This is a genomic window from Bacillus sp. hwrm1 (genome assembly GCF_040207805.1).
In the GTDB taxonomy this organism is placed as follows: domain Bacteria; phylum Bacillota; class Bacilli; order Bacillales; family Bacillaceae; genus Bacillus; species Bacillus velezensis.
This window is the reverse complement of sequence record NZ_CP157943.1, coordinates 1,735,320-1,756,104: the sequence shown is the minus strand read 5'-3', so window position 1 is coordinate 1,756,104 and position 20,785 is coordinate 1,735,320. Positions and strand designations below refer to the sequence as shown.

The following is a 20,785-nucleotide window of genomic DNA, read 5'->3' as shown; positions in this document are numbered from 1 at the left end:
CGTCACTATTAGTTTGATAAGGAGGATGGAAAAAGTGATTCGGTACCCGAATGGAAAAACTTTTCAGCCGAACAAAACGGTTTCATCCCAAAACAGCCAGAAACGGTCTCATTCATACAGTAATCGCGGCATGACCCTCGAAGACGACCTGAATGAAACGAATAAGTATTATCTGGCTAACCAAATTGCTGTCATTCACAAAAAGCCGACACCCGTCCAGATTGTAAACGTCCACTATCCGAAAAGAAGCGCCGCAGTCATTAAGGAAGCTTATTTTAAACAGTCTTCCACAACTGACTACAACGGCATTTATAAAGGGCGCTACATTGATTTTGAGGCAAAAGAAACAAAAAACAAAACGGCATTTCCCCTGCAGAATTTTCATGATCATCAGATTGAGCATATGAAGCAGGTGGTCAGACAAGACGGCATTTGTTTTGTTATTATATCCGCTTTCGGAAAGGTTTATTTCCTCGAAGCCGACAAGCTGTTTGTCTTTTGGGAGAGAAAGGAGAACAATGGCAGAAAATCGATTCGCAGAGACGAATTAGAAGATGCTTCCTTTCCGATTTCCCTTGGATACTCACCGAGAATTGATTATATTAGTATTATTGAACAGCTTTATTTTTCGCAGGAACAGTAGACTGAGCGAAAGGTTGATAAACGAAAGGTTGAGATGTTATGTCAGATCAATTTACGAGCCGTGAAGAACGCCGTAAGGCAAGGCAGATGAAAAGCACTAAGCCCTCTTCACCGAAAAAAGGCAAGAAACAGCGTAAAGGCGGTTTATTCAAAAAGATTGTGCTGTCCTTGGTTATTCTGTTTGTCCTTGGCATAGTCGGCGGAGCGGCGGCATTTGCCGTTTTGGTTTCCGGCGCGCCGTCTTTGGACGAAGCCAAGCTGAAAACGCCTTACTCTTCAACGATTTACGATAAAAACGGCAAAGAAATCGCGGAAGTGGGCGGTGAAAAACGAACCTACGTCCCGATTAAGGATATACCCGATGTTGTGAAAGAAGCATTTATCGCAACTGAAGACGCCCGTTTTTATAAGCACCACGGTATAGACCCGATCCGGATCGGAGGCGCCTTGGTCGCCAACTTTACGGATGGATTCGGTTCAGAGGGAGGAAGCACAATCACCCAGCAGGTTGTGAAAAACTCGCTTTTGACCCATCAGAAAACGATTAAACGGAAAGCACAGGAAGTGTGGCTTTCACTGCAGCTGGAGCGCCATTATTCTAAAGATGAAATCTTAGAAATGTATTTAAACAGAATTTATTTCTCACCGCGTGCCTATGGCGTCGGTAAAGCGGCTGAAGAATTCTTCGGCGTAAAAGATTTGAGCAAGCTTACGGTTGAACAGGCGGCGACGCTTGCCGGAATGCCGCAAAGCCCGACCGGATATAACCCGGTTAAAAATCCGAAGGCTTCCGAAAAACGCCGGAACATTGTTCTCAGCTTAATGGAAAAACAAGGATTCATTTCAAATTCTGACTACCAAAAAGCAAAGAAAGTGTCCATGAAAGATGAAGGCGTCGTCAGCCAAAAGGAATACGATAAAAAGGACACAAATAAATACAGCGCTTTTGTTGAAGAAGTTATGAAAGAAATTGAGACAAAAGAAAAGAAAGACGTCGATATTTCAACTGACGGATTGAAAATTTACACGACTCTTGATACGAAAGCACAAGATTATCTTGATCAATTGATGAACGGAGATACAGCCGGCTTTTCGGAAGGCATGCAGGGCGGCGTCACTCTCCTTGATACGACAAACGGAGAAATCCGCGCTATCGGAGCAGGACGGAACAGAACTACCGGGGGATTCAATTATGCAACACAAGGTAAAACCCAGCCTGGTTCAACGATAAAACCAATTCTTGATTACGGGCCGGTCATTGAAAATAAAAAATGGTCGACGTATGAGCAGATTGATGATTCGGCTTATACGTACTCTGACGGCACACCGATTCATGATTGGGACAATAAATACAGAGGTCAGATATCTATGCGAGAGGCCCTCGCAGACTCACGTAATATTCCTGCTTTAAAAGCATACCAAGCAGCAGGAAAAGATAATGCCGTCGACTTCGCAAACGACTTAGGATTGGGATTAAACAAAGATCAAGTATATGAACCCTACTCTATCGGGGGATTTGGTGAGGGTAACCGCGGTGTATCTACTATGACCATGGCAGGCGCCTACAGTGCGTTCGGAAATAACGGAACGTACAACGAACCGCACGCGGTCACATCGATTGAATTTAATGACGGCACTAAGCTTGATTTAACACCGAAACCGAAAAGTGCTATGAGCGACTACACAGCGTTTATGATTACCGATATGCTCAAATCAGCTGTCGAATCAGGAACAGGTAAACTGGCTCAGGTGCCGAACGTGGAAGTCGCCGGTAAAACGGGTACGACCAACTTTACTAAAGAGGACATTCAAAAATATAACATTGCTCCGGGCGGAGTCCCAGACTCATGGTTTGTCGGATACACCCCTCAATATACAGCGGCGGTTTGGACCGGAGTTGAGTCTGGCAACAAAGCAGGCAAGAAATCACTGTCTTCTGCTGACCAGCAAGTCGCAAAACGGATTTTCCAAAAGCTGATCTCATACGTTGATGACGGTAAAGGAAGCTTCAAGCAGCCTGACAGCGTCGTCAAAGAAACAGTTGAGAAAGGCTCGAATCCTGCCGCTTTAGCCGGACCGAATACGCCGGATGATAAAAAAGTGACGGAGTACTTCGTGAAAGGAACGCAGCCAACTGCCGTTTCTAAAACGTACACGAAAGAAAAAGCCGATAAACCGACAGGATTGCAAGTGAAATACGACAAAGATAAAAAATCATTAACTTTAAGCTGGAATTATGACGGTGATGCAACATTCAATGTCAAACAATCCGTTGACGGCGGAAGCTACAGTGACATTCAAAACAGTTCGGCAAAAGAAGCCGTCGTCTCAGATGTCACACCAGGCTCCACATACAGCTTCCAGGTGACAGCGGAAAACGATGACGGAAAAAGCGATACGGCATCAGCTTCTTTCAAAGTCCCGAAAGATGAAGAAGACGATGCGGATAAAGATAAAGCGACTGACGATGAACAGAAGTCTGATGAAGATAAAGACAAAGACAAAACGCAAACCGATGATTCAAACACAGATGACAATCAGACAGATACGTCTGACGGATCGGATCAAACACCAACTGATGACCCGGATAAAAATCAGGATCAATCCGATAAGGATCAAACAGATAACAACAATCAGAATCAGCCCGGTAACGGGACCGATAACAACGGACAGCAAGATAACGGCTCTGATAATGATTCCGATTCCGGTTCAGACGGCTCAAATAAACCTGACAGCGGTCAAACGGACAAAAACCAAGACTCATCTTCAAATATCAACGGGCAGTCAAATTCGTCAACCATCCAGTCAAATTCCGCTCATTAGCGGACGAAATCCTTCACCTCAACCAGGTGAAGGATTTTTTTCATACAAAAAAACCTCCTTATGAGAAAAGGAGGTTTTTAACCTTTGTTCATGGCTTCATATTTATGATATTGTTTCTTCATCTCCGTCATCAATTCATCAAGCTGAATAAACGAGTGATATTGAGTCGGTTTCGTTAAAATAAACGCCATTCGCTCCGCCCAATTGATCGGTTCGGCGGGAAAATGCTTTGTTTCAAGCACAGTCCAGTCGAGTGATGTGACCCGCTCCCCTGCCGTCCAGTGAAAAGCGGCAATCAGACAGGCAATTCCCTTCAGCATGTCATTTTGATCACATCTCGATTTTCTTGTTTGAAAAACGGGAAGCAGCGTTTCTTTCGTTTTATTCCAAATCTGAAACAGAAACGGGACATATTCGCCCCTTTCCCTCCATGGCTGCACGGTTGGCTGACCGCTGAAATCCATATACAGAGGATGGCGGCGCAGCGCCGTTTTGATCTCAAGGCTTTCCAAGTCCGTAAGGCTGCGCAGGTATGTTTCATAGCCTGCCAGAATGTCAATCGCCGTCACCGTTTCACCAGCCCTTTTTTGTCACGCTTCTGCCCTTCTCTGCACAGCGGAAGCAAAGGACATTCCGCACAGCGGGGAGATTGCGCTTTACAATGATACCTGCCGAAAAATATTAATCTGTGATGCGTAACAGACCAATCCTCTTTCGGCACTTTTTTCATTAATGTTTTCTCTACTTCCAAAACAGAGTCCTTCCAGCGGCAGATACCGAGCCGTTTAGAGACCCGCTCCACATGAGTGTCTACTGCGATCGCAGGTACGCCGAAAGCAACAGACACGACCACATTTGCCGTTTTCCGTCCGACACCCGGCAGATTCACAAGCACATCCCGGTCTTTCGGCACTTCTCCGCCGTACTCTTCGATGATCATTTTGCTCAGCTTTTGAATATTTTTGGCTTTATTACGGTACAGACCGATTGATTTAATATCCTGCTGGAGTTCTTCCAGCGATACGGAAAGATAATCTTCGGGCCGTTTATATTTTTGAAATAGCGTTTTTGTCACTCTGTTGACGAGAGCATCCGTACATTGCGCGGATAGTGCGACTGCCACAACCAGTTCGAAAGGATTTGAATGGACAAGTTCACATTCTGCGTGCGGAAACATATCACCGATTTTTTCAAGACAATATTCAATCTGCTTTAAATTTAACACGTTTCTCCCCTTCTCATGTTATTGTTCCAGCCAATTGTAAAAAGGCACCTGCCTCGTATACTCTTTTTGCGGATCATTTTGTTTTGTTTGAACACGCCGGAATTTTTGGCTGTGCGCCTTCGCCTGCTCAACCGTTTTAAAGCCGTTCTTTTTCCATTCAAATAAAATCCGGTCAATATAGCGAAAACTGAGTTTCCCCGATAAAACGGCTTCTTTTAAGGCGTGTTTAATCAGAATCGCATCATGCTGATCCTGATCCTGCCATATGGCCAGCGTCTCGCATTCAAGCGGCGACAGCGGTCTTCCGAACTCTTCTTCAAAGATGGTATACAGGCTTTTTTGTTCTCTTTCTGACGTTCTTTCCTGCGTTTCGTTTTGTGAATGCTGCATGTAATCATACAGCTTCGCCCATAACGGCTGCAGAGAATATTTTTCAAACTTTATGCCGTTATGGTCTTCACATTCTTCAATAAACAGAAAACCTTTTTGAATAAACATCCTCAAGCAGCTTGTACATTCTTCAGCAGAGATGGACATGCCTGATTGAAGTTCAAACGGCGTCGGAAAATAAGAGCCCTTTTCCAAATGCATTTTAATCTTCAAAAGCAGGATCAATTCGGTTTCATTCAGCCCGAGCTGCCGGTAATGTGTCAGCAGCAGGTTGGGAATGCTTGAAATGCCGAGTTCCTGCATATCTATAAATTGCTGTTTTTTCATCCTTACACCTCTTACTGTAAAAGGTTATCTCCGGGAGCTTTCCCCTTTACTTAGAAAAAGTCTCCCTTGCAGGAGACTTCGTTTTTTAAAACTATTACGGATACAGACGGTTCAGAAGTCTCGGGAACGGAATCGTTTCACGCACGTGAGGCGCTCCGCTGATCCAAGCCACTGTCCGCTCAAGTCCGAGGCCGAAGCCGGAGTGCGGAACAGAACCGTATTGTCTGAGTTCAGCATACCATTTGTAAGCATCTGAATCCAGACCGTGTTCTTTTAATCTTTCTTCCAATAAATCCATATCATGAACGCGTTCTGAACCGCCGATGATTTCCCCGTAGCCTTCCGGAGCGATTAAGTCGGCACATAACACGACATCGTCACGATCTTTGGCAGGCTGCATATAAAACGGTTTTAATGACGTCGGGTAATGAGTGATAAACACCGGTTTGTCATAGCTTTCTGCGATCGCTGTTTCATGCGGCGCACCGAAGTCATCTCCCCACTCAATATCGTCAAAGCCTTTTTCTTTCAGGAATTCGATCGCTTTATCGTACGTAATGCGCGGGAATGGCGCTTTGATTTGTTCAAGCTTCGATGTGTCTCTACCTAATGTGTTCAGCTCGATCTTACAATGTTCCAGCACACTTTGTACGATGTATGCAACATAATTCTCCTGAACTTCAAGGTTTTCTTCAAATTCAACAAATGCCATTTCAGGCTCAATCATCCAGAATTCGATGAGATGGCGTTTCGTTTTCGATTTTTCCGCTCTGAACGTCGGTCCGAAAGAGAATACTTTTCCGAGCGCCATTGCAGCTGCTTCCATATACAGCTGGCCGCTTTGAGACAAGAAGGCGTCTTCATCAAAATATTTCGTCGCGAACAGCTCAGTCGTGCCTTCCGGAGCGCTTCCCGTCAAAATCGGCGGATCAACTTTCACGAAGCCTTCTTTGTTGAAAAATTCATAAGTCGCACGGATGATTTCGTTGCGGATTTTCATAATTGCGTGCTGGCGTTTCGAACGGAGCCATAAATGTCTGTGATCCATTAAGAATTCCGTACCGTGCTCTTTAGGCGTAATCGGATAATCAGTCGCTTCGTGAATGACTTCAATGGATGTAACAGCAAGCTCATAGCCAAGCGGTGAACGCTCGTCCTCTTTCACAATTCCTTTTACATAAAGTGACGTTTCCTGTGTCACTGATTTTGCGATTTGGAAGATGTCTTCTTCTACTTCAGCTTTGACGACAACTCCCTGAATGAAGCCGGTACCGTCTCTCAGCTGTAAAAATGCGATTTTACCGCTTGAGCGTTTATTAGCGACCCAAGCTCCAATCGTTACTTCCTCGCCTGTGTGTTTATACACTTGGTTGATTGTTGTTTTCAAACTCTTTCCCTCCAGAACAAGAAAGACATTCAGGAATCTGCCTGAATCTCTTTTTTCATCACTTTATTATACCCGTTCTACTCTAACGGGGTCAATGCAAGTGAAAAGCGGCTTTAAAAGCCGCTTTTTCAGAATCAGCTGTGTTTTTCCGTGAAGCGGCGGATTCTTTCGACCGCTTCTTCTAAAAGATCAAGTGACGTTGCATAAGATAAGCGGACGTTGTCCGGTGAACCGAAACCCGAACCCGGCACGATGGCGACTTTTTCTTCTTCCAGAAGCGCCTTGACGTATTCATCGACATCTTTGAATCCGCAGTTTTCTGCGGCCGCTTTGGCGTTAGGGAACAAGTAAAACGCCCCTTCAGGTTTGACACAGGTAAATCCGGGAATTTCACTGAGCTGAGCGTAAATGGTGTTCAGTCTGTGCTCAAATGCCTGTCTCATCTCTTCCAGCGGCTCAGCCGGACCGTTATAGGCCGCAATAGCGCCGTATTGAGCGATGGACGTCGGATTTGATGTGCTGTGGCTCGCAAGGCTCGTCATCGCTTTAATAATCGTCTCCGAACCCGCCGCATAGCCGATCCTCCAGCCAGTCATGCTGTGAGATTTCGACACGCCGTTAATGATAATCGTCTGCTCTTTCAATTCATCTGAAAGCTGTGCGATTGAGACGTGTTTTTTTCCTCCGTATGTAAGCTTCTCATAAATCTCGTCAGAAACGATCAGAATGCCATGCTCCAGACACACTTTTCCGAGTTCCGCAAGCTCTTCCTTCGTATACATAACACCTGTCGGGTTGCTCGGTGAATTGATAATGAGCGCTTTTGTTTTCTCGGTGATAGCCTGCTTCAGCTGCTCCGGTGAAATTTTAAACTGATTGGATTCCAGCCCTTCTGCATAGACGGGACGCCCCCCTGCCAGTTTCACCTGCTCAGGATAGCTGACCCAGTAAGGAGTCGGTATAATCACTTCGTCCCCTTCATCGAGAATAACCTGAAATAATGTATACAGAGCGTGTTTCGCTCCGGTGCAGACAATGATTTCTGACGGCTTATATTCAATCCCCTGGTCGTTTTTGAATTTTTTTGCAATACTGTCTTTCAGCGCCGGCAGACCGCCTGATGGCGTATATTTCGTATGGCCTTCATTCATGGAACGCACCGCGGCATCTATAATGTGCTGAGGCGTATTAAAATCCGGTTCTCCTGCTCCGAGGCCGATGACATCATGGCCTTCTGCTTTCAGCTCTTTCGCTTTTGCAGTAATTGCAAGTGTTGCAGACGGTGTTAATGCGGATACTCTTTTTGCCAATTTCAACTTGAACTCCCCCTAATACGTCTCACGGTGTGATGTTTTTGAGAATCTTGCCGCTTGTAAAGTCCACATAACTAAAGCTATACTGCCCGCTTTTGTTGATATAGGTCACTTCCCATAACGGAACATTGTTTTCTCTCGCCGGGTGAACGCCATTCAGCTTGGAAACAAGCCCTTCGTCCCGGACGATCTTGGCAGCCTTGCCGCTTGAAATGCCGTCACTGGCTTTTTTTGAGAGAATTTTTGCTTTTTTGTCGGCCGGAACCCATACATACATATCTTTTCCATGTTTATCCGTTCCGGTAACAACATAATATTTCTGTTTGCCGACAAAGGTCTCAACTTTCTCAGCATCTGTCAGATCCGTTTTTTCTTTAGCGGCTGCGGCAGCTGTTTCGTGGCCTTCTTCTTTTTGAGCCATTGCAGATTTAAAAATGCTGGCCGAAAATAAAAGAACTGCTAAAAAAATAATACCAAATACGGCTGTAAATATTAATGCTTTTTTTCTCATCTTTTTCACCTATGTGCGATAAATGGTGAAGACCGCTTCATTTTGATTTTCTTCGTCGAGCGCAAGCCCGAACATCAGATTGTCCCGTTTCAAAGTCCGGTTTAATGTATCGACGATTTTATATAAATCATCTGAATGCTCCACATTAATCGTTGACAGAATTTCAATTTTGCTTTCCATTTTTATACCCTCCATCGGTCGAACAAATTTTGTTAGTCATAACGGGATGCGCCCGCGGCATAATAAAATCACAAGGCGGCATGAACCCGCTTTTACTATAAAAACAATTCCTCATCCCACACCACGAAAGCCGCGATTATGCGGCTTTTATTCCGTTTGGCTGACATAAGCCCCGAGTTCGGCATCCGTCAGCTCCAAAAGGGATGAAGTCGGGAGCGCTTCAAGAAACAGCCGTCCGTATCCCGCCGTCTTTACACGCTGATCTAAAAGAACGATTGTTCCCTTGTCTCCCGCCGTACGGAGCAGGCGCCCGATCCCCTGCCTGAACGTTAACACAGCCTCAGGCAGGGAAATCGTCTGAAACGGATTTTTTCCCTGCTTCTTGGCAAATTCGCATTTTGCGGCATGAAGCGGATTGTCAGGCGCCCTGAAAGGAAGTCTTGCGATCATGACGGTTGACAATTCATCCCCCGGAAAATCAACGCCTTCCCAGAAATGATTCGTCCCGAGCAAAATCGCCCGGCTTGCCGTTTTAAAGGTTTTCATTAATTTACCGGGACTCCCGCCCGAAATACCTTGGGCGAGAAGCTGAATGCCTGATATCTCCATACTGAGTTTCAGTTCCTGATACACTTTTTTCAGCATATCATGAGACGTAAACAGGACAAGGATCTTCGGCTGTTTTCCCTTTGACATGATTTCTGCATACTTGGCAATATGCTCAATGACTTCCCGCTCTCCGTCATATTTAACGGATTTCATCTCTTTCGGAATGATGACGTTCATCTGATCATCGTAAGAAAAAGGAGACGGGATGCTTTTGGTGCGCGGATAAAAATCCGCAAGTCCGAGCCTTTCAATCATAAATTGAAAAGAATGCTCCACCATTAAGGTCGCTGATGTGAGCACAACGCTTTTTTTGCGGGCGAAAAACTGGTCTGCCAGCATTTCACCGGGCTCCAAAGGCTGCGCATAGATGCTGACGGCATTTTTTGCGCCCTTCGCGTCAATTTCAACCCAAACGGCTTCTTTCTCATCATTTTCAAACAGCAGCCTGCTGAACGTATCGCGATATTCTTTCAGCCCCCTGATACACTTTACATATTCGGCCGCTAAAAAAGCCGCTCCGCTTTTCATCTGATCAAGCTTTTGATGTAACAGTTTCTCCTGTACTGAAAACATGTCAAGCAGCTGATCCAGCATCGCACAAAGCCGCTCCGCTCCGTCCGTTATCATGTGAAACCCTTTATCCTGGCTTTTATGATTGAGACTATAAACGAGACGGTTCAGATCGTCTTTAGGTTTTCTTCGTTTGACAAAAGAATGCACCGAACTGAAAAATGCGTCGCTTTCCGATTGAATATGCTTCATCCACTCATCGGCGTCAAAAAAACTTTCCGCCGGCAGTTCATACGTATAAAACAGTTTTCTCATCCGCTTTAACAGTCCGTGTTCCTTTAAGGTTCCGATTCGGCTGAGCTTTGTGTGCAGTCCGATGTATGAAGCTCTCTTCCCCAGGTGCTCGCTGGCAGCGCGTTCGAAATGATGCGCTTCATCAATGATGACCGTTCCGCTTGCAGGCAGTTTTTTCGTTTCACTGCTTTGATCTGAAAACAGCAAAGCATGGTTTGTGATAATCAGATCTGCGGCCTGCGCCTTTTCTTTAGCCCGTTCATAAAACCCGGCAGCCGAGTCCTTCCCTTTTTTAAAAAAAGAATTCTCATCGTAAGCCATGCGCTCCCACAGCAATCTGCCGCCTGATGGAAGATTCAGCTCAGCGGCGTCGCCCGTTTCAGTCTCCGTCAGCCAGACGAGAAGCTGCGCTTTCGTCAAAACCGCATCATAGTTGTCATCTTCCTCATGCAGAATATGTTCAAACTTAGGCAGGCACAAATAATGTGATTTCCCTTTTAAAATAGCGGCTTTGACCGGCCAAGGAAACATACGCTCCAAAAGCGGAAGATCTTTAGACATGATCTGCTGCTGCAAAAGAGTAGAGTACGTGCTGATAATCACGGGAGTTTGCTCCGCTTTGGCAAATAAAACAGCCGGAACGAGATAACCGATCGTTTTTCCGATGCCGGGCGCCGCTTCAATCAGCGCATGCTCCCGATTGCGGAAGGCGCCAAGCACTTCATCCATCATCGAAAGCTGCCCTTTCCGCTTTTCATAGCGGGGGATGATGCCGGAAAAGATCTGTTCTTTTTCTTCGTTCCACTTTTCAAGGTCAATGGCTGCATTCACCGGACGGGAAACCGGAATGTGATCGGGCTCTTTAATTGAAAAAGAGGCGTATGGAATGCAGCTCTTTTCTTCCGCCGGCCTGCTTTCATGTATAAAAGAATCCAAAAGCAGCGTCAAATCGCTGATAAAATGCTGTGAAAGCCTTCTAAGCTGCTTTAATGTCGGTAAAGGCAAATGTTTCAGTTTATGTAAAATGTCTAAAAAGACCAGTCCCGTAACCTCCGCATCGCTGTCTGCGCGGTGAGGTCGGTCATGAACAATATTCAGCTCCGCGCACAACTCACCGAGCTTATATCCTTCAAACCCCGGGAAAACAATACGCGAAAGCTCAACCGTATCAAGCACTTCACAATCCGGCGGCTCATAGCCCGCTTCGCTCAGTTCATGCCGGACAAATCCGAGGTCGAAATGAATATTGTGGGCAACAAAATACGCGCCGTCAAGCAGATGAAAAATCTCCTCCGCGACCGCTTCAAACGGCAGTTCATTTTCAACCATTCCGGACGAAATTCCGGTCAGCTGTTCAATAAACGGCGGGATGGCCTGATTCGGATTGATATATTTTGAAAACCGCTCAGTTATTTGTCCATTTTCAATGACAACCGCTGCGATTTGAATGATTTTATCGCCCTTTTTCGGCGAATTTCCTGTTGTTTCGACATCTATGACAACGAACCGTTGTTTGTTCATTAAAATGGACACCTCAATTCTTGCATACGAGAAAAGTGTAACACGTTTTGTTGAGAAATGGAGCGGAAAAACAGCTTTTGCCCCTAAATCTTAAAAGAAAACCCCCATGAAGGGGGCTCTTTTACAAAATCGTGTGTGCCAGCTCCTGACCCAGCATCTGCTCGATTTTATTCTGATCATCCAGAACGGCCACCTTCGGCTGATGGCTTTTTGCTTCCTGATCAGACATCATTTGATAAGAAATAATAATGACTTTATCTCCTTCTTGGACGAGACGGGCGGCTGCTCCGTTTAAACAGATGACGCCGCTCCCCCGCTTACCGGGAATAATATACGTTTCAAGTCTCGCTCCATTATTATTATTCACAATCTGAACTTTTTCATTAGCGAGCATTCCGACGGCATCTAAAAGATCTTCATCAATCGTAATGCTGCCGACATAGTTTAAATTGGCTTCCGTCACGGTAGCGCGGTGCAGTTTTCCGGCCATCATAGTGCGGTACATATTATGATCTCTCCCATTCATCAATATCAATAATGATATTATCAATCAGTCTGGCTTTAGAAAATTGGACGGCACAGGCCAGAATGACCTTGCCGTTTAATGTTTTAAGCGGAGTCAGCTCCGGATAAGCGTACAGTTCGGCATAATCAATGACGCCGCTTGTGTTTTCGATGATATCGGTGACGGTTTTTATAACGGTTTCCGGATTTCTTTCACCGTCTCTGATCAGTTCGGCACCTTGCTGCAATGCTTTATAGATCATCGGCGCTTCTTTGCGTTCCTGCTCAGTCAGATAGACGTTGCGAGAGCTTTTGGCAAGTCCGTCTTCTTCTCTGACCGTGTCCACTGCAACCAATTCGATATCCATAAAGAAATCCTCAATCAATCCGTCCACAACCGCTGCCTGCTGGGCATCTTTCAGGCCGAAGTAGGCGCGGGTCGGTTTAACGAGATTGAAAAACTTCGTCAGCACAGTGGCCACTCCGTCAAAATGGCCGACGCGGGAGGCGCCGCACAACACGTCAGTTCTCCTTTTCACTTGCACGGCAACATTTTGCTCGCCTTTGTACATATCACTTGGAGACGGCGTAAACAAAACATCTGCCCCCGCCTGTTCTGCAAGCCGGGCATCGCGCTTTAAATCTCGCGGATATGCTTCGTAATCCTCGCCCGGTCCGAATTGAGTCGGATTGACAAAGATGCTCATCACGACAATATCGTTTTCTTTGCTTGCTTTTTCAACCAGTGTCAGATGTCCTTCATGAAGAAAACCCATTGTCGGGACGAATCCGATCGTCCGGCCTTCTGAGCGGTATTGTGCAATTAATTCTTTCAGCTGTTGAGTTTCTGTCAGTTGTTTCATCGCTTACTTTCCTCCGTACAAGCCTTGCAGCACAGTTTGGTTTATCTGAAAGGAATGCTTTTCTTCCGGGAAAACCCGTTCTTTCACATCACGGACGTAACCGCTGAGGGCCGACTCAATCGTGCCGTCGATTTTGGCGTATTGCTTCACGAACTTCGGTGTTCTGTCCACGCCGTGGCCGACGACGTCATGATAGACAAGGACTTGGCCGTCCGCTTTTGAACCGGCTCCGATTCCGATGACGGGAATGGATACTTCTTCTTTTATTTTAGCAGTCAGTTCAGCAGGCACGCATTCAAGCACGAGCATCATCGCTCCCGCCTGCTCGCATTTGATGCTGTCTTCAATGAGCTTTTTCGCGCTTTGCTCATCTTTTCCCTGTACTTTATATCCGCCTAATACGCCGACAGACTGCGGTGTGAGGCCTAAATGGCTGACGACGGGAATTCCGCCGAGAGTCAGCGCGCGGATGGATTCGAAAACGCCGTCTCCGCCTTCCAGCTTTAACGCGTCCGCGCCGCTTCCCTGAATAATGGCCGCGGCGTTTTTCAATGTATCCTCTTTTGAAAGGTGGTAAGACATAAACGGCATGTCAGTTACGATAAACGTATTTTTCGCACCGCGTTTTACCGCTTTTGTATGGTGAATCATGTCACTGACCGTTACGCCGACTGTTGAATCGAGTCCGAGCACGACCATTCCGAGCGAATCCCCGACTAAAATCATGTCGACTCCCGCCTGCTCCGCAAGCTTTGCCTGCGGATAATCGTAAGCGGTCAGCATTACGATCGGCTCTCCGTTTTCCTTCATTTTCACGAAATCCAGTTTTGTTTTCATTCTGTTTCTCCTCCTCTAAACGGTGAGGAGATGAGCCGCCAATTCTTCGCAAGCAAAAAAGCCTTCTGTAAAATAAGAAGGATTCCCACTTGTTTAACGTTCGGCGAATGTCATCCCTCTGTCCCAGTCCTTTTTTGGATCAAGGCAGACTTTTCGTAATCTCTGTTCTGCTGATCGGGTGCAGTTCATTATGATACTGCCCATAGGAAGTATACCAAATTCACGAGGCTTGTACCAACTAAGATTAATTGAGCTCAATATCGGCAGAATAGATCTTCTTTATACCATCTCTCGTTTCCAAGAGAAGAACTCCCTCATCATCAATGCCGAGCGATTTCCCGTAAAACGTCCCTTGCAGCGTTCTCGCTCTGAGCTCGTTCCCCAGTCCGACCGCATAGCTTTCCCATAGCAGCTTGATCGGTGTAAAGCCGTGCTTCAAGTAATCCTGATAGCGTTTTTCAAAAGTCAGCAGAATCTCTTGTATCAGACCCGCTCTGTCAATTTTCTCGCCGGCTTCCATGCTCAGGCTCGTCGCAATGTCCTGAAGCTCGCCGGGAAAATCGGTTTCCTGCTGGTTCACGTTGATCCCGATCCCGAGAATAACCGAACGGACACGGTCTTCTTCCGCCTGCAGCTCAGTTAAAATCCCGACGGCTTTTTTGCCGTGAATCATTAAATCATTCGGCCATTTAATGGCGGGCTGTACACCTGTAAAAGCCTCGATGGCCTGTACGACCGCAACGGCAGATAACAGGGTGAGCTGCGGCGTTTTTTGCAAAGGAACGTCGGGTCTCAGAATGAGGCTCATCCAAATCCCGTTTCCCTCCTGTGAATGCCATACTCTGGCCATTCTTCCTCTGCCTGCCGTTTGTTTATCGGCGACTACGAGTGTCCCTTCCGGCGCGCCGTCATTGGCAAGTTCATGAGCGGTTTTTTGGGTGGACGGCAGGACGTCCCGGTAATGAAGCTGTTTGCCCAAAACCTCTGTTTTCAGCCCGAAACGGATTTCGGACTCACTGAGTTTCCCCGGTTTTTTAATGAGCCTGTACCCTTTTCGCCTGACCGCCTCAACCTCATAGCCCTCTTTGCGGAGCTCCTCTATATGTTTCCAAACGGCGGTTCTCGAGCAGCCGAGCGCGTCACTTATTTTCTGCCCGGAGATAAAGCCGTCACCCGCTTCAGAAAATAAATCAATTAATCGGGTTCTTAATGTTGATCCCATGATGCGAGCCACTCCTTTATGTCATGTTTTCGGTTAGGGAGCTTCCCTGCCAATACCGCTTCTTCGATCCGGCGAAGTTCTTCGGCCACCCATTTACCCGCGCGGCGGTTTCTGAGCTCCATCAGATCAGCGCCTGAAATGTCGAGGTCTCGAAGGCTTTTGATCGGCAGCTGCTCATACAGGCTCTGAACCTCTTTCAGCTTTTGTTCATCAATCGTCTTATGCTTTTTCAGCATCCCGATTTTAACGGCTGAAAACAGCGCCTCTCCCGCCCGGTACATCGCTTCCGCTTCCAGCTGCGCCGGATAAACGCTTATGATCTGCACCGCTTTTTTTATGACTTTTCCCGGCAGTTTCCATTGTTTTAAAAACGCCTCGGCGCTTTTCGGACAAAGACCGAGAAACAATAACAGCGCTGCCCAGCGTTCTTCGCGTGCATCTAAAGAAGAAAAGGGAAATCCGCTTGCTTCCAGCATTTGCTGCTCATAACCGGAAAGGCCGGGCAGCTCTTGTATCAGACCTGTCTGCACCATCGTTTGAATTGCTTCCTGTGAGAAAGCGCCCTGCAGCAGCTTTTCAAACTCGACGGTCTTTCGTTCTACTGATACATGTGCCAAAAGCTCCCTGTCTTTTATGACGGCCTCTCTTGTTTCTTTTTCTAACAGAAAGCCGAGCTGACTCATAAAGCGGACGGCTCTCATCATCCGCAGAGCGTCTTCCCGAAAACGGTCTTCAGGATTACCCACCGTACGGATCAGCTTTTGTCCGATATCATGTGCGCCTCCGAAATAATCAAGCAGCTCTCCTTCGGCAGACATCGCCATCGCATTAATCGTTAAGTCTCTCCGCTTTAAGTCTTCTGATAAAGAAGTAATGAACCGCACAGCTTCAGGGCGCCGGTAGTCCTTATATTCTGATTCGGCACGAAAAGTGGTGACTTCATAGGTTTCATCTTCCCACAGGACGATGACGGTGCCGTGCTCTTTTCCTACATCGACAGTCCGCTTAAAGAGACGCTCCACCTCATTCGGCGAAGCGCTGGTTGCGATGTCCACATCACCTATTTTTCGTTTCATATAGCTGTCTCTGACGGCTCCCCCGACAAAGTACGCCTGATGGCCCGCCTTCATCAGGTGATGAAGGATGGGGAGGGCTTTGACAAATTCCTGTTCCATAAGATCACTCCGGTCCTGCCAATTCGTCATAAATCCGTTCATACTGACTGACGATTCTTTGCGAAGAAAAGGCGGTCTCCACCATTTTCAGCGCATGATCAGTCAATCGTTTGCTGAGCTGTTTATCTTCTAAAACGGCAAGCGCCTTTTCAGATGCCGTCTGAATATCGCCGACTTCCACCAGAAAACCGCTTAATTGATCTTTAATCACTTCCGGGATTCCGCCGATATTTGTTCCGATGCACGGCACGCCGCAGGCCATCGCCTCCAGAAGTACGAGTCCGAAACTTTCTTTTTCAGAAAGAAGGAGCTTAAGGTCACTGATGGAATACAGCTCTTCCACCCTGTCCTGATTTCCGAGGAGCAGCACTTGATCCTGCAGGCCGTATTTTTCGACTAGCTGCCAAGCGACGCACTTTTCCGGTCCGTCGCCGACAAGCAGGAGCTTCGCCTTTGTTTTGGCTGCGATATTACGGAAAACGCGGATGACATCTTTAACACGTTTTACCTTTCTGAAGTTCGAGACATGGATGACGACTTTTTCATCCGGCAAAATGCCATGTTTCTCTTTTATACTCTCTGTATTTTTCTTAAGATAAACACGTTCATCAATAAAGTTGTAGATGGTCTCAATTTTTTTATCCGGCTTGATTAAGTCATATGTTTCTCCGGCAAGCGCGGTTGATACCGCCGTCACTCTGTCGGACGCTTCGATGGCAAAACGGATTAAATCTTTTAATGACGGATCATATCCTAAAACGGTGATGTCCGTACCGTGAAGCGTCGTCACGATGCCGATGTCGCGCTTGAGCATCTGTTTGGCAAGATAAGCGCATACCGCATGCGGCAGCGCATAATGCGCGTGAATGATATCAAGATTTTCCCGCGCGGCAACCTCGGCGATTTTGCTCGCCAGCGTAAGATCATAAGGCGGATATTTAAATACCGCGTATTGGTTGACTTCCACCTCATGAAAATGAATATTCGGATGATATGTATTTAATCTGAACGGGATGCTTGATGTGATGAAATGAACCTGGTGCCCTTTTTCCGCAAGCAGCTTGCCGAGTTCCGTCGCAATAATACCCGAGCCTCCGACACTCGGGTAGCATGTAATCCCTATTTTTAATGGTCTCATTGTCCGCCCCCAAAAACATCATCATTCAAAACGGGAAGCTGTTTTGAAAAGAAGCCTTCGGCATACCCCGTCCCGGCTTCTTTGCCATACAGTTTTTCCCGCGCTTCCACCATTTCGATATAACCGTTGGTCAGCGGTGTGTTCACTGACTGCGCCGTAGGAATAAACTGGCTTTGATAGGCGTGCAGGCTTTCTTTTTTCAGATCGATGGTTTCCGTTATGTCGATTACAAAGTCCGGACGGTGAAACCCGTTGATCATATAATAGTATACGCGCTGAGCCTTATGAGCCGGCAGTTCCTGGTGATCTCTGTATTTATGAATTCCCGCCGAGAACACCGCTTCTTCGACCAAAGCCGCCGCATTGCCGTGGTCAGGATGGCGGTCTTTCGGATAAGGCATGAAAACGGTTTTCGGCCGGCAGGCTCTGATGACACTGACAATCCGGCGGATGCCGTCCTCACTTTTCAAAAGCCCGCGGTCGGGAAGCGTAAGCTGGATTCTCTCTTTTACGCCGAGAATTCGGGCCGCCTTTGCCGCTTCTTCTTTTCTTATCCCTACCGTTCCGTTGGATGATAGTTCGGCCTCGGTCAAATCGCATATCACCGCGGTTTTTCCTTGAGCCGTAAATTTTGCGATCGTGCCGCCCATACCGATCTCGACATCATCACTATGGGCGCCGAACGCCAGAATATCAACGTGTTCAGACATTCGGCTCTCCTCCGCGCACAAGATTGCGGAAATCAAATGCCCCGCCGTCCAGCGTCCGGACGAGGATTTCCGCTGTCCCCATATTTGTGGCGAGCGGGATCGCGTATACGTCACACAGCCGGATCAGCGCCGAGACATCCGGTTCATGAGGCTGCGCAGTTAACGGATCGCGCAGAAAAATGACGAGATCCAGGGCATTTGCCGCAATCAATGCGCCGATTTGCTGATCCCCGCCGAGCGGGCCGGATTGAAAACGTTCAACAGACAATCCGGTCGCTTCCTGGATTTTCAGGCCTGTCGTACCTGTCGCGTATAACTCATGATGGCTCAGTATATCTTTATATGCGGTCGTAAACTGAACCATATCCTGCTTTTTTTTATCGTGAGCAATCAAAGCGATTTTCATTTGATGTTCTCCCCCTTGCCGATTCAGTCGATAATATTTTCGAGTCCGTATACAAGCTGGTCGATTTTCATCACTTGCTCCACTGACAGCTTCACTCCTGACATAAAGGAAGCCCGGTTATAGGAGTCATGGCGCAGTTTCAGCGTCTGGCCGTCCATGCCGAACATGACTTCCTGGTGGGCGATAAGGCCCGGCAGACGCACGCTGTGAAGGCGGATGCCGTTTAATTCAGCACCGCGGGCGCCCGGCAGAATTTCTTTTTCATCAGGATGGCCCTGCTGCTTTTCTGTACGGACGCTTGAGATCATTTCCGCTGTTTTCAGCGCCGTTCCGCTCGGGGCATCCAGCTTTTGATCATGATGAAGCTCAATGATTTCTACATCTTCAAAATAGTTGGCGGCCATTTGTGAGAACTTCATCATCAGCACCGCGCCCAATGCAAAGTTCGGAGCGATGATGGCGCCGATTCCTTTTTCTTCAGTCAAGGCTTGAAGCTCCTCTAAATCCGCTTCAGAAAATCCGGTCGTTCCCACAACGGGGCGGACGCCGTGTTCAAGAGCGGCTTTCGTATGTTTTTTGCCGATTTCAGGCGTTGTCAAATCGATCAGCACATCCGGTTTTGTTTCTTGAAAACATGCGCGGATATCCGTATAAATAAGAGCGTCTGAATCAGCTGACATCACTTCCCGCAATGTTTGCTGATCGTATGTATGATCAATGGCGCCGACAAGCTCAAAATGAGGCGTGCGGACGGCAAGTTTTACGGCCTCCTGGCCCATTCTGCCTCTCGGTCCGGCAATGACGACTTTAATGGTTTCATTTGACATGGTTTCTCCTACTTTCCTTCTTCTTTTCTAGTCCAGCGGTCTTTATCACGTGTATTAAATTTATGCATGACGCGGTTATGAGCTTCCTCCAATGAAATATCAAGGGAGTTGGCGAGGCAGATCAGGACGAACAGCACATCGCCCATTTCCTCTTCCATGCTTTTCTCATTTTCCGTCGTTTTCTTCGGCTTTTCCCCATAATAATGGTTGACTTCTCTTGCAAGTTCGCCCAGTTCTTCCGTGAGACGGGCCATCATGGCAAGCGGGCTGAAATAGCCTTCTTTGAATTGGCCGATATATTCATCGACCTCAGCTTGTAAGTCTTTCATCGTTTTGTCACTCACTGTGCGAATACCTCCTGTCATCTCTTCCATGTTAGCTAATTCAAGTACATTTGACAAATGTTAAAAACGGCAGTTTGCTGTTTTCTTTTGTATCCACTATAATATTTACGCAATCCTATGGAAGGAAAAGGGGTTTGATGCAATGCTTGGAGAAATCAGAATCAAAAACATTTGCTTTATTTTAATCGGCGCCGCTGTTTTTTCATTCGGACTGGTTCACTTTAATATGCAGAACAATTTGGCGGAAGGCGGATTTACCGGCATTACGCTGCTTTTATATGCGTTATTCCACATCAGCCCTTCTATTTCCAACCTGGTATTGAACATTCCTATCTTTTTCATCGGCTGGCGTATGCTCGGCCGGACGATGTTTGTCTATACCCTGATCGGCACCGTCTCTCTTTCTGTTTTTCTGAGTGTTTTTCAGCGTTACGAAATTCATATGCCGCTGTCGCATGATTTAGCGCTGGCCGCCTTATTCGCCGGTGTATTTATCGGCGCGGGTCTCGGCATTATTTTTAAATACGGCGGCACGACGGGCGGGGTCGATATCATCGCCAGGCTGATCAACAAATTTTTCGGAATCCCGATGGGCCGGACGATGTTTGCCTTTGACGCCTGTGTCATTTTGCTTTCTTTGTTTACGTATCTTTCTTACAAGGAAGCGATGTACACGCTTGTAGCCGTTTTTGTCGCTGCGAGATTGATTGATTTTATACAGGAAGGCGGCTATGCCGCAAAAGGGGCAACGATTATTTCTTCGAAAAACGATTTGATCCAGCAAAAAATCATTGAAGAGATGGAGCGCGGCGTCACTGTTTTAAAAGGACAGGGATCATATACAAAAGAAGACAGGGACGTTCTTTACTGCGTCGTTCCGAAAAACGAAATTGTGCTTTTGAAAAGCGTCATCACTTCCGTTGACCCGCACGCCTTTGTTGCAGTAAGCGACGTTCATGATGTGCTCGGCGAAGGATTTACGCTTGATGAAAATAAAAATCCGATCAGACGATAATAAAAAGGCGGC

At 46.9% G+C, this 20,785-nt stretch carries 21 protein-coding genes; 3 read left to right on the top strand and 18 right to left on the bottom strand.

What is annotated here, in order from left to right; translation table 11 throughout:
* The first annotated feature begins 34 nt into the window (after nucleotides 1–34).
* Both recU and ABK447_RS08950 read left to right on the top strand, forming a co-directional pair.
* Nucleotides 35–643, top strand: a complete 609-nt coding sequence (recU, locus tag ABK447_RS08955) for a Holliday junction resolvase RecU (RefSeq protein ID WP_094031925.1) — start codon at nucleotides 35–37, stop codon at nucleotides 641–643.
* Between the two features lie 38 nt (nucleotides 644–681).
* Nucleotides 682–3,465, top strand: a complete 2,784-nt coding sequence (locus ABK447_RS08950) for a PBP1A family penicillin-binding protein (RefSeq protein WP_094031796.1) — start codon at nucleotides 682–684, stop codon at nucleotides 3,463–3,465.
* A 77-nt stretch (nucleotides 3,466–3,542) separates the two neighbouring features.
* On the opposite strand, the gene ABK447_RS08945 is transcribed toward ABK447_RS08950, so the two are convergent.
* The 18 genes from ABK447_RS08945 to ABK447_RS08860 form a co-directional block, all read right to left on the bottom strand.
* Nucleotides 3,543–4,034, bottom strand: coding sequence for a YpoC family protein (locus tag ABK447_RS08945; protein WP_094031797.1), 492 nt, complete (start codon nucleotides 4,032–4,034; stop codon nucleotides 3,543–3,545).
* Nucleotides 4,031–4,690 carry an endonuclease III gene (gene nth / locus ABK447_RS08940; RefSeq protein WP_076425357.1) on the bottom strand — a complete coding sequence of 220 codons (660 nt, stop codon included), beginning with the start codon at nucleotides 4,688–4,690 and terminating at the stop codon, nucleotides 4,031–4,033. Before nth ends, ABK447_RS08945 begins: the two co-directional genes overlap by 4 nt.
* An 18-nt stretch (nucleotides 4,691–4,708) precedes the next feature.
* Entirely contained in the window at nucleotides 4,709–5,407 is a 699-nt protein-coding gene (gene dnaD / locus ABK447_RS08935; protein WP_003153516.1) for a DNA replication protein DnaD, read from the bottom strand.
* 94 nt (nucleotides 5,408–5,501) lie between these two features.
* Nucleotides 5,502–6,794 (bottom strand): asparagine--tRNA ligase, encoded by a 1,293-nt coding sequence (gene asnS / locus ABK447_RS08930; protein ID WP_003153515.1) that lies wholly within the window; start codon nucleotides 6,792–6,794, stop codon nucleotides 5,502–5,504.
* A 134-nt stretch (nucleotides 6,795–6,928) separates the two neighbouring features.
* Nucleotides 6,929–8,110: a pyridoxal phosphate-dependent aminotransferase gene (locus ABK447_RS08925; RefSeq protein ID WP_007612190.1), complete on the bottom strand. Its 1,182-nt coding sequence runs from the start codon at nucleotides 8,108–8,110 to the stop codon at nucleotides 6,929–6,931.
* A gap of 22 nt (nucleotides 8,111–8,132) precedes the next feature.
* A complete protein-coding gene (gene tseB / locus ABK447_RS08920) occupies nucleotides 8,133–8,618 on the bottom strand; it encodes a cell wall elongation/penicillin-binding protein regulator TseB (protein WP_007409483.1) in 486 nt (161 codons plus the stop codon).
* Nucleotides 8,619–8,627: 9 nt separating this feature from the next.
* Nucleotides 8,628–8,798 carry a YpmA family protein gene (locus tag ABK447_RS08915; RefSeq protein ID WP_003153512.1) on the bottom strand — a complete coding sequence of 57 codons (171 nt, stop codon included), beginning with the start codon at nucleotides 8,796–8,798 and terminating at the stop codon, nucleotides 8,628–8,630.
* A 147-nt stretch (nucleotides 8,799–8,945) separates the two neighbouring features.
* Nucleotides 8,946–11,732, bottom strand: coding sequence for an ATP-dependent DNA helicase DinG (gene dinG, locus ABK447_RS08910; protein WP_100001533.1), 2,787 nt, complete (start codon nucleotides 11,730–11,732; stop codon nucleotides 8,946–8,948).
* A gap of 121 nt (nucleotides 11,733–11,853) precedes the next feature.
* A complete protein-coding gene (gene panD / locus ABK447_RS08905) occupies nucleotides 11,854–12,237 on the bottom strand; it encodes an aspartate 1-decarboxylase (RefSeq protein WP_094031799.1) in 384 nt (127 codons plus the stop codon).
* Between the two features lies 1 nt (nucleotide 12,238).
* A complete protein-coding gene (gene panC, locus ABK447_RS08900) occupies nucleotides 12,239–13,099 on the bottom strand; it encodes a pantoate--beta-alanine ligase (protein ID WP_012117844.1) in 861 nt (286 codons plus the stop codon).
* Nucleotides 13,100–13,102: 3 nt separating this feature from the next.
* A complete protein-coding gene (gene panB, locus ABK447_RS08895; RefSeq protein ID WP_094031800.1) occupies nucleotides 13,103–13,936 on the bottom strand; it encodes a 3-methyl-2-oxobutanoate hydroxymethyltransferase in 834 nt (277 codons plus the stop codon).
* A gap of 244 nt (nucleotides 13,937–14,180) precedes the next feature.
* Entirely contained in the window at nucleotides 14,181–15,158 is a 978-nt protein-coding gene (locus tag ABK447_RS08890) for a biotin--[acetyl-CoA-carboxylase] ligase (RefSeq protein ID WP_059368452.1), read from the bottom strand.
* A complete protein-coding gene (locus ABK447_RS08885) occupies nucleotides 15,143–16,333 on the bottom strand; it encodes a CCA tRNA nucleotidyltransferase (protein WP_059368453.1) in 1,191 nt (396 codons plus the stop codon). The genes ABK447_RS08890 and ABK447_RS08885 overlap by 16 nt, the downstream gene beginning before the upstream one ends.
* A gap of 4 nt (nucleotides 16,334–16,337) precedes the next feature.
* Nucleotides 16,338–17,471, bottom strand: coding sequence for an N-acetyl-alpha-D-glucosaminyl L-malate synthase BshA (gene bshA, locus ABK447_RS08880; protein ID WP_100001535.1), 1,134 nt, complete (start codon nucleotides 17,469–17,471; stop codon nucleotides 16,338–16,340).
* Entirely contained in the window at nucleotides 17,468–18,181 is a 714-nt protein-coding gene (gene bshB1, locus ABK447_RS08875; protein WP_059368454.1) for a bacillithiol biosynthesis deacetylase BshB1, read from the bottom strand. Before bshB1 ends, bshA begins: the two co-directional genes overlap by 4 nt.
* Entirely contained in the window at nucleotides 18,174–18,587 is a 414-nt protein-coding gene (gene mgsA / locus ABK447_RS08870; RefSeq protein WP_003153499.1) for a methylglyoxal synthase, read from the bottom strand. Before mgsA ends, bshB1 begins: the two co-directional genes overlap by 8 nt.
* A 23-nt stretch (nucleotides 18,588–18,610) precedes the next feature.
* Nucleotides 18,611–19,414, bottom strand: a complete 804-nt coding sequence (gene dapB, locus ABK447_RS08865; RefSeq protein ID WP_003153497.1) for a 4-hydroxy-tetrahydrodipicolinate reductase — start codon at nucleotides 19,412–19,414, stop codon at nucleotides 18,611–18,613.
* Between the two features lie 8 nt (nucleotides 19,415–19,422).
* On the bottom strand, nucleotides 19,423–19,758 hold the full coding sequence (locus ABK447_RS08860) for a nucleotide pyrophosphohydrolase (protein ID WP_003153495.1): 336 nt from the start codon (nucleotides 19,756–19,758) through the stop codon (nucleotides 19,423–19,425).
* A 142-nt stretch (nucleotides 19,759–19,900) separates the two neighbouring features.
* On the opposite strand from ABK447_RS08860, the gene ABK447_RS08855 reads away from it, so the two are divergent.
* Nucleotides 19,901–20,773, top strand: coding sequence for a YitT family protein (locus tag ABK447_RS08855; RefSeq protein WP_003153493.1), 873 nt, complete (start codon nucleotides 19,901–19,903; stop codon nucleotides 20,771–20,773).
* The last annotated feature ends 12 nt before the right edge of the window (nucleotides 20,774–20,785 follow it).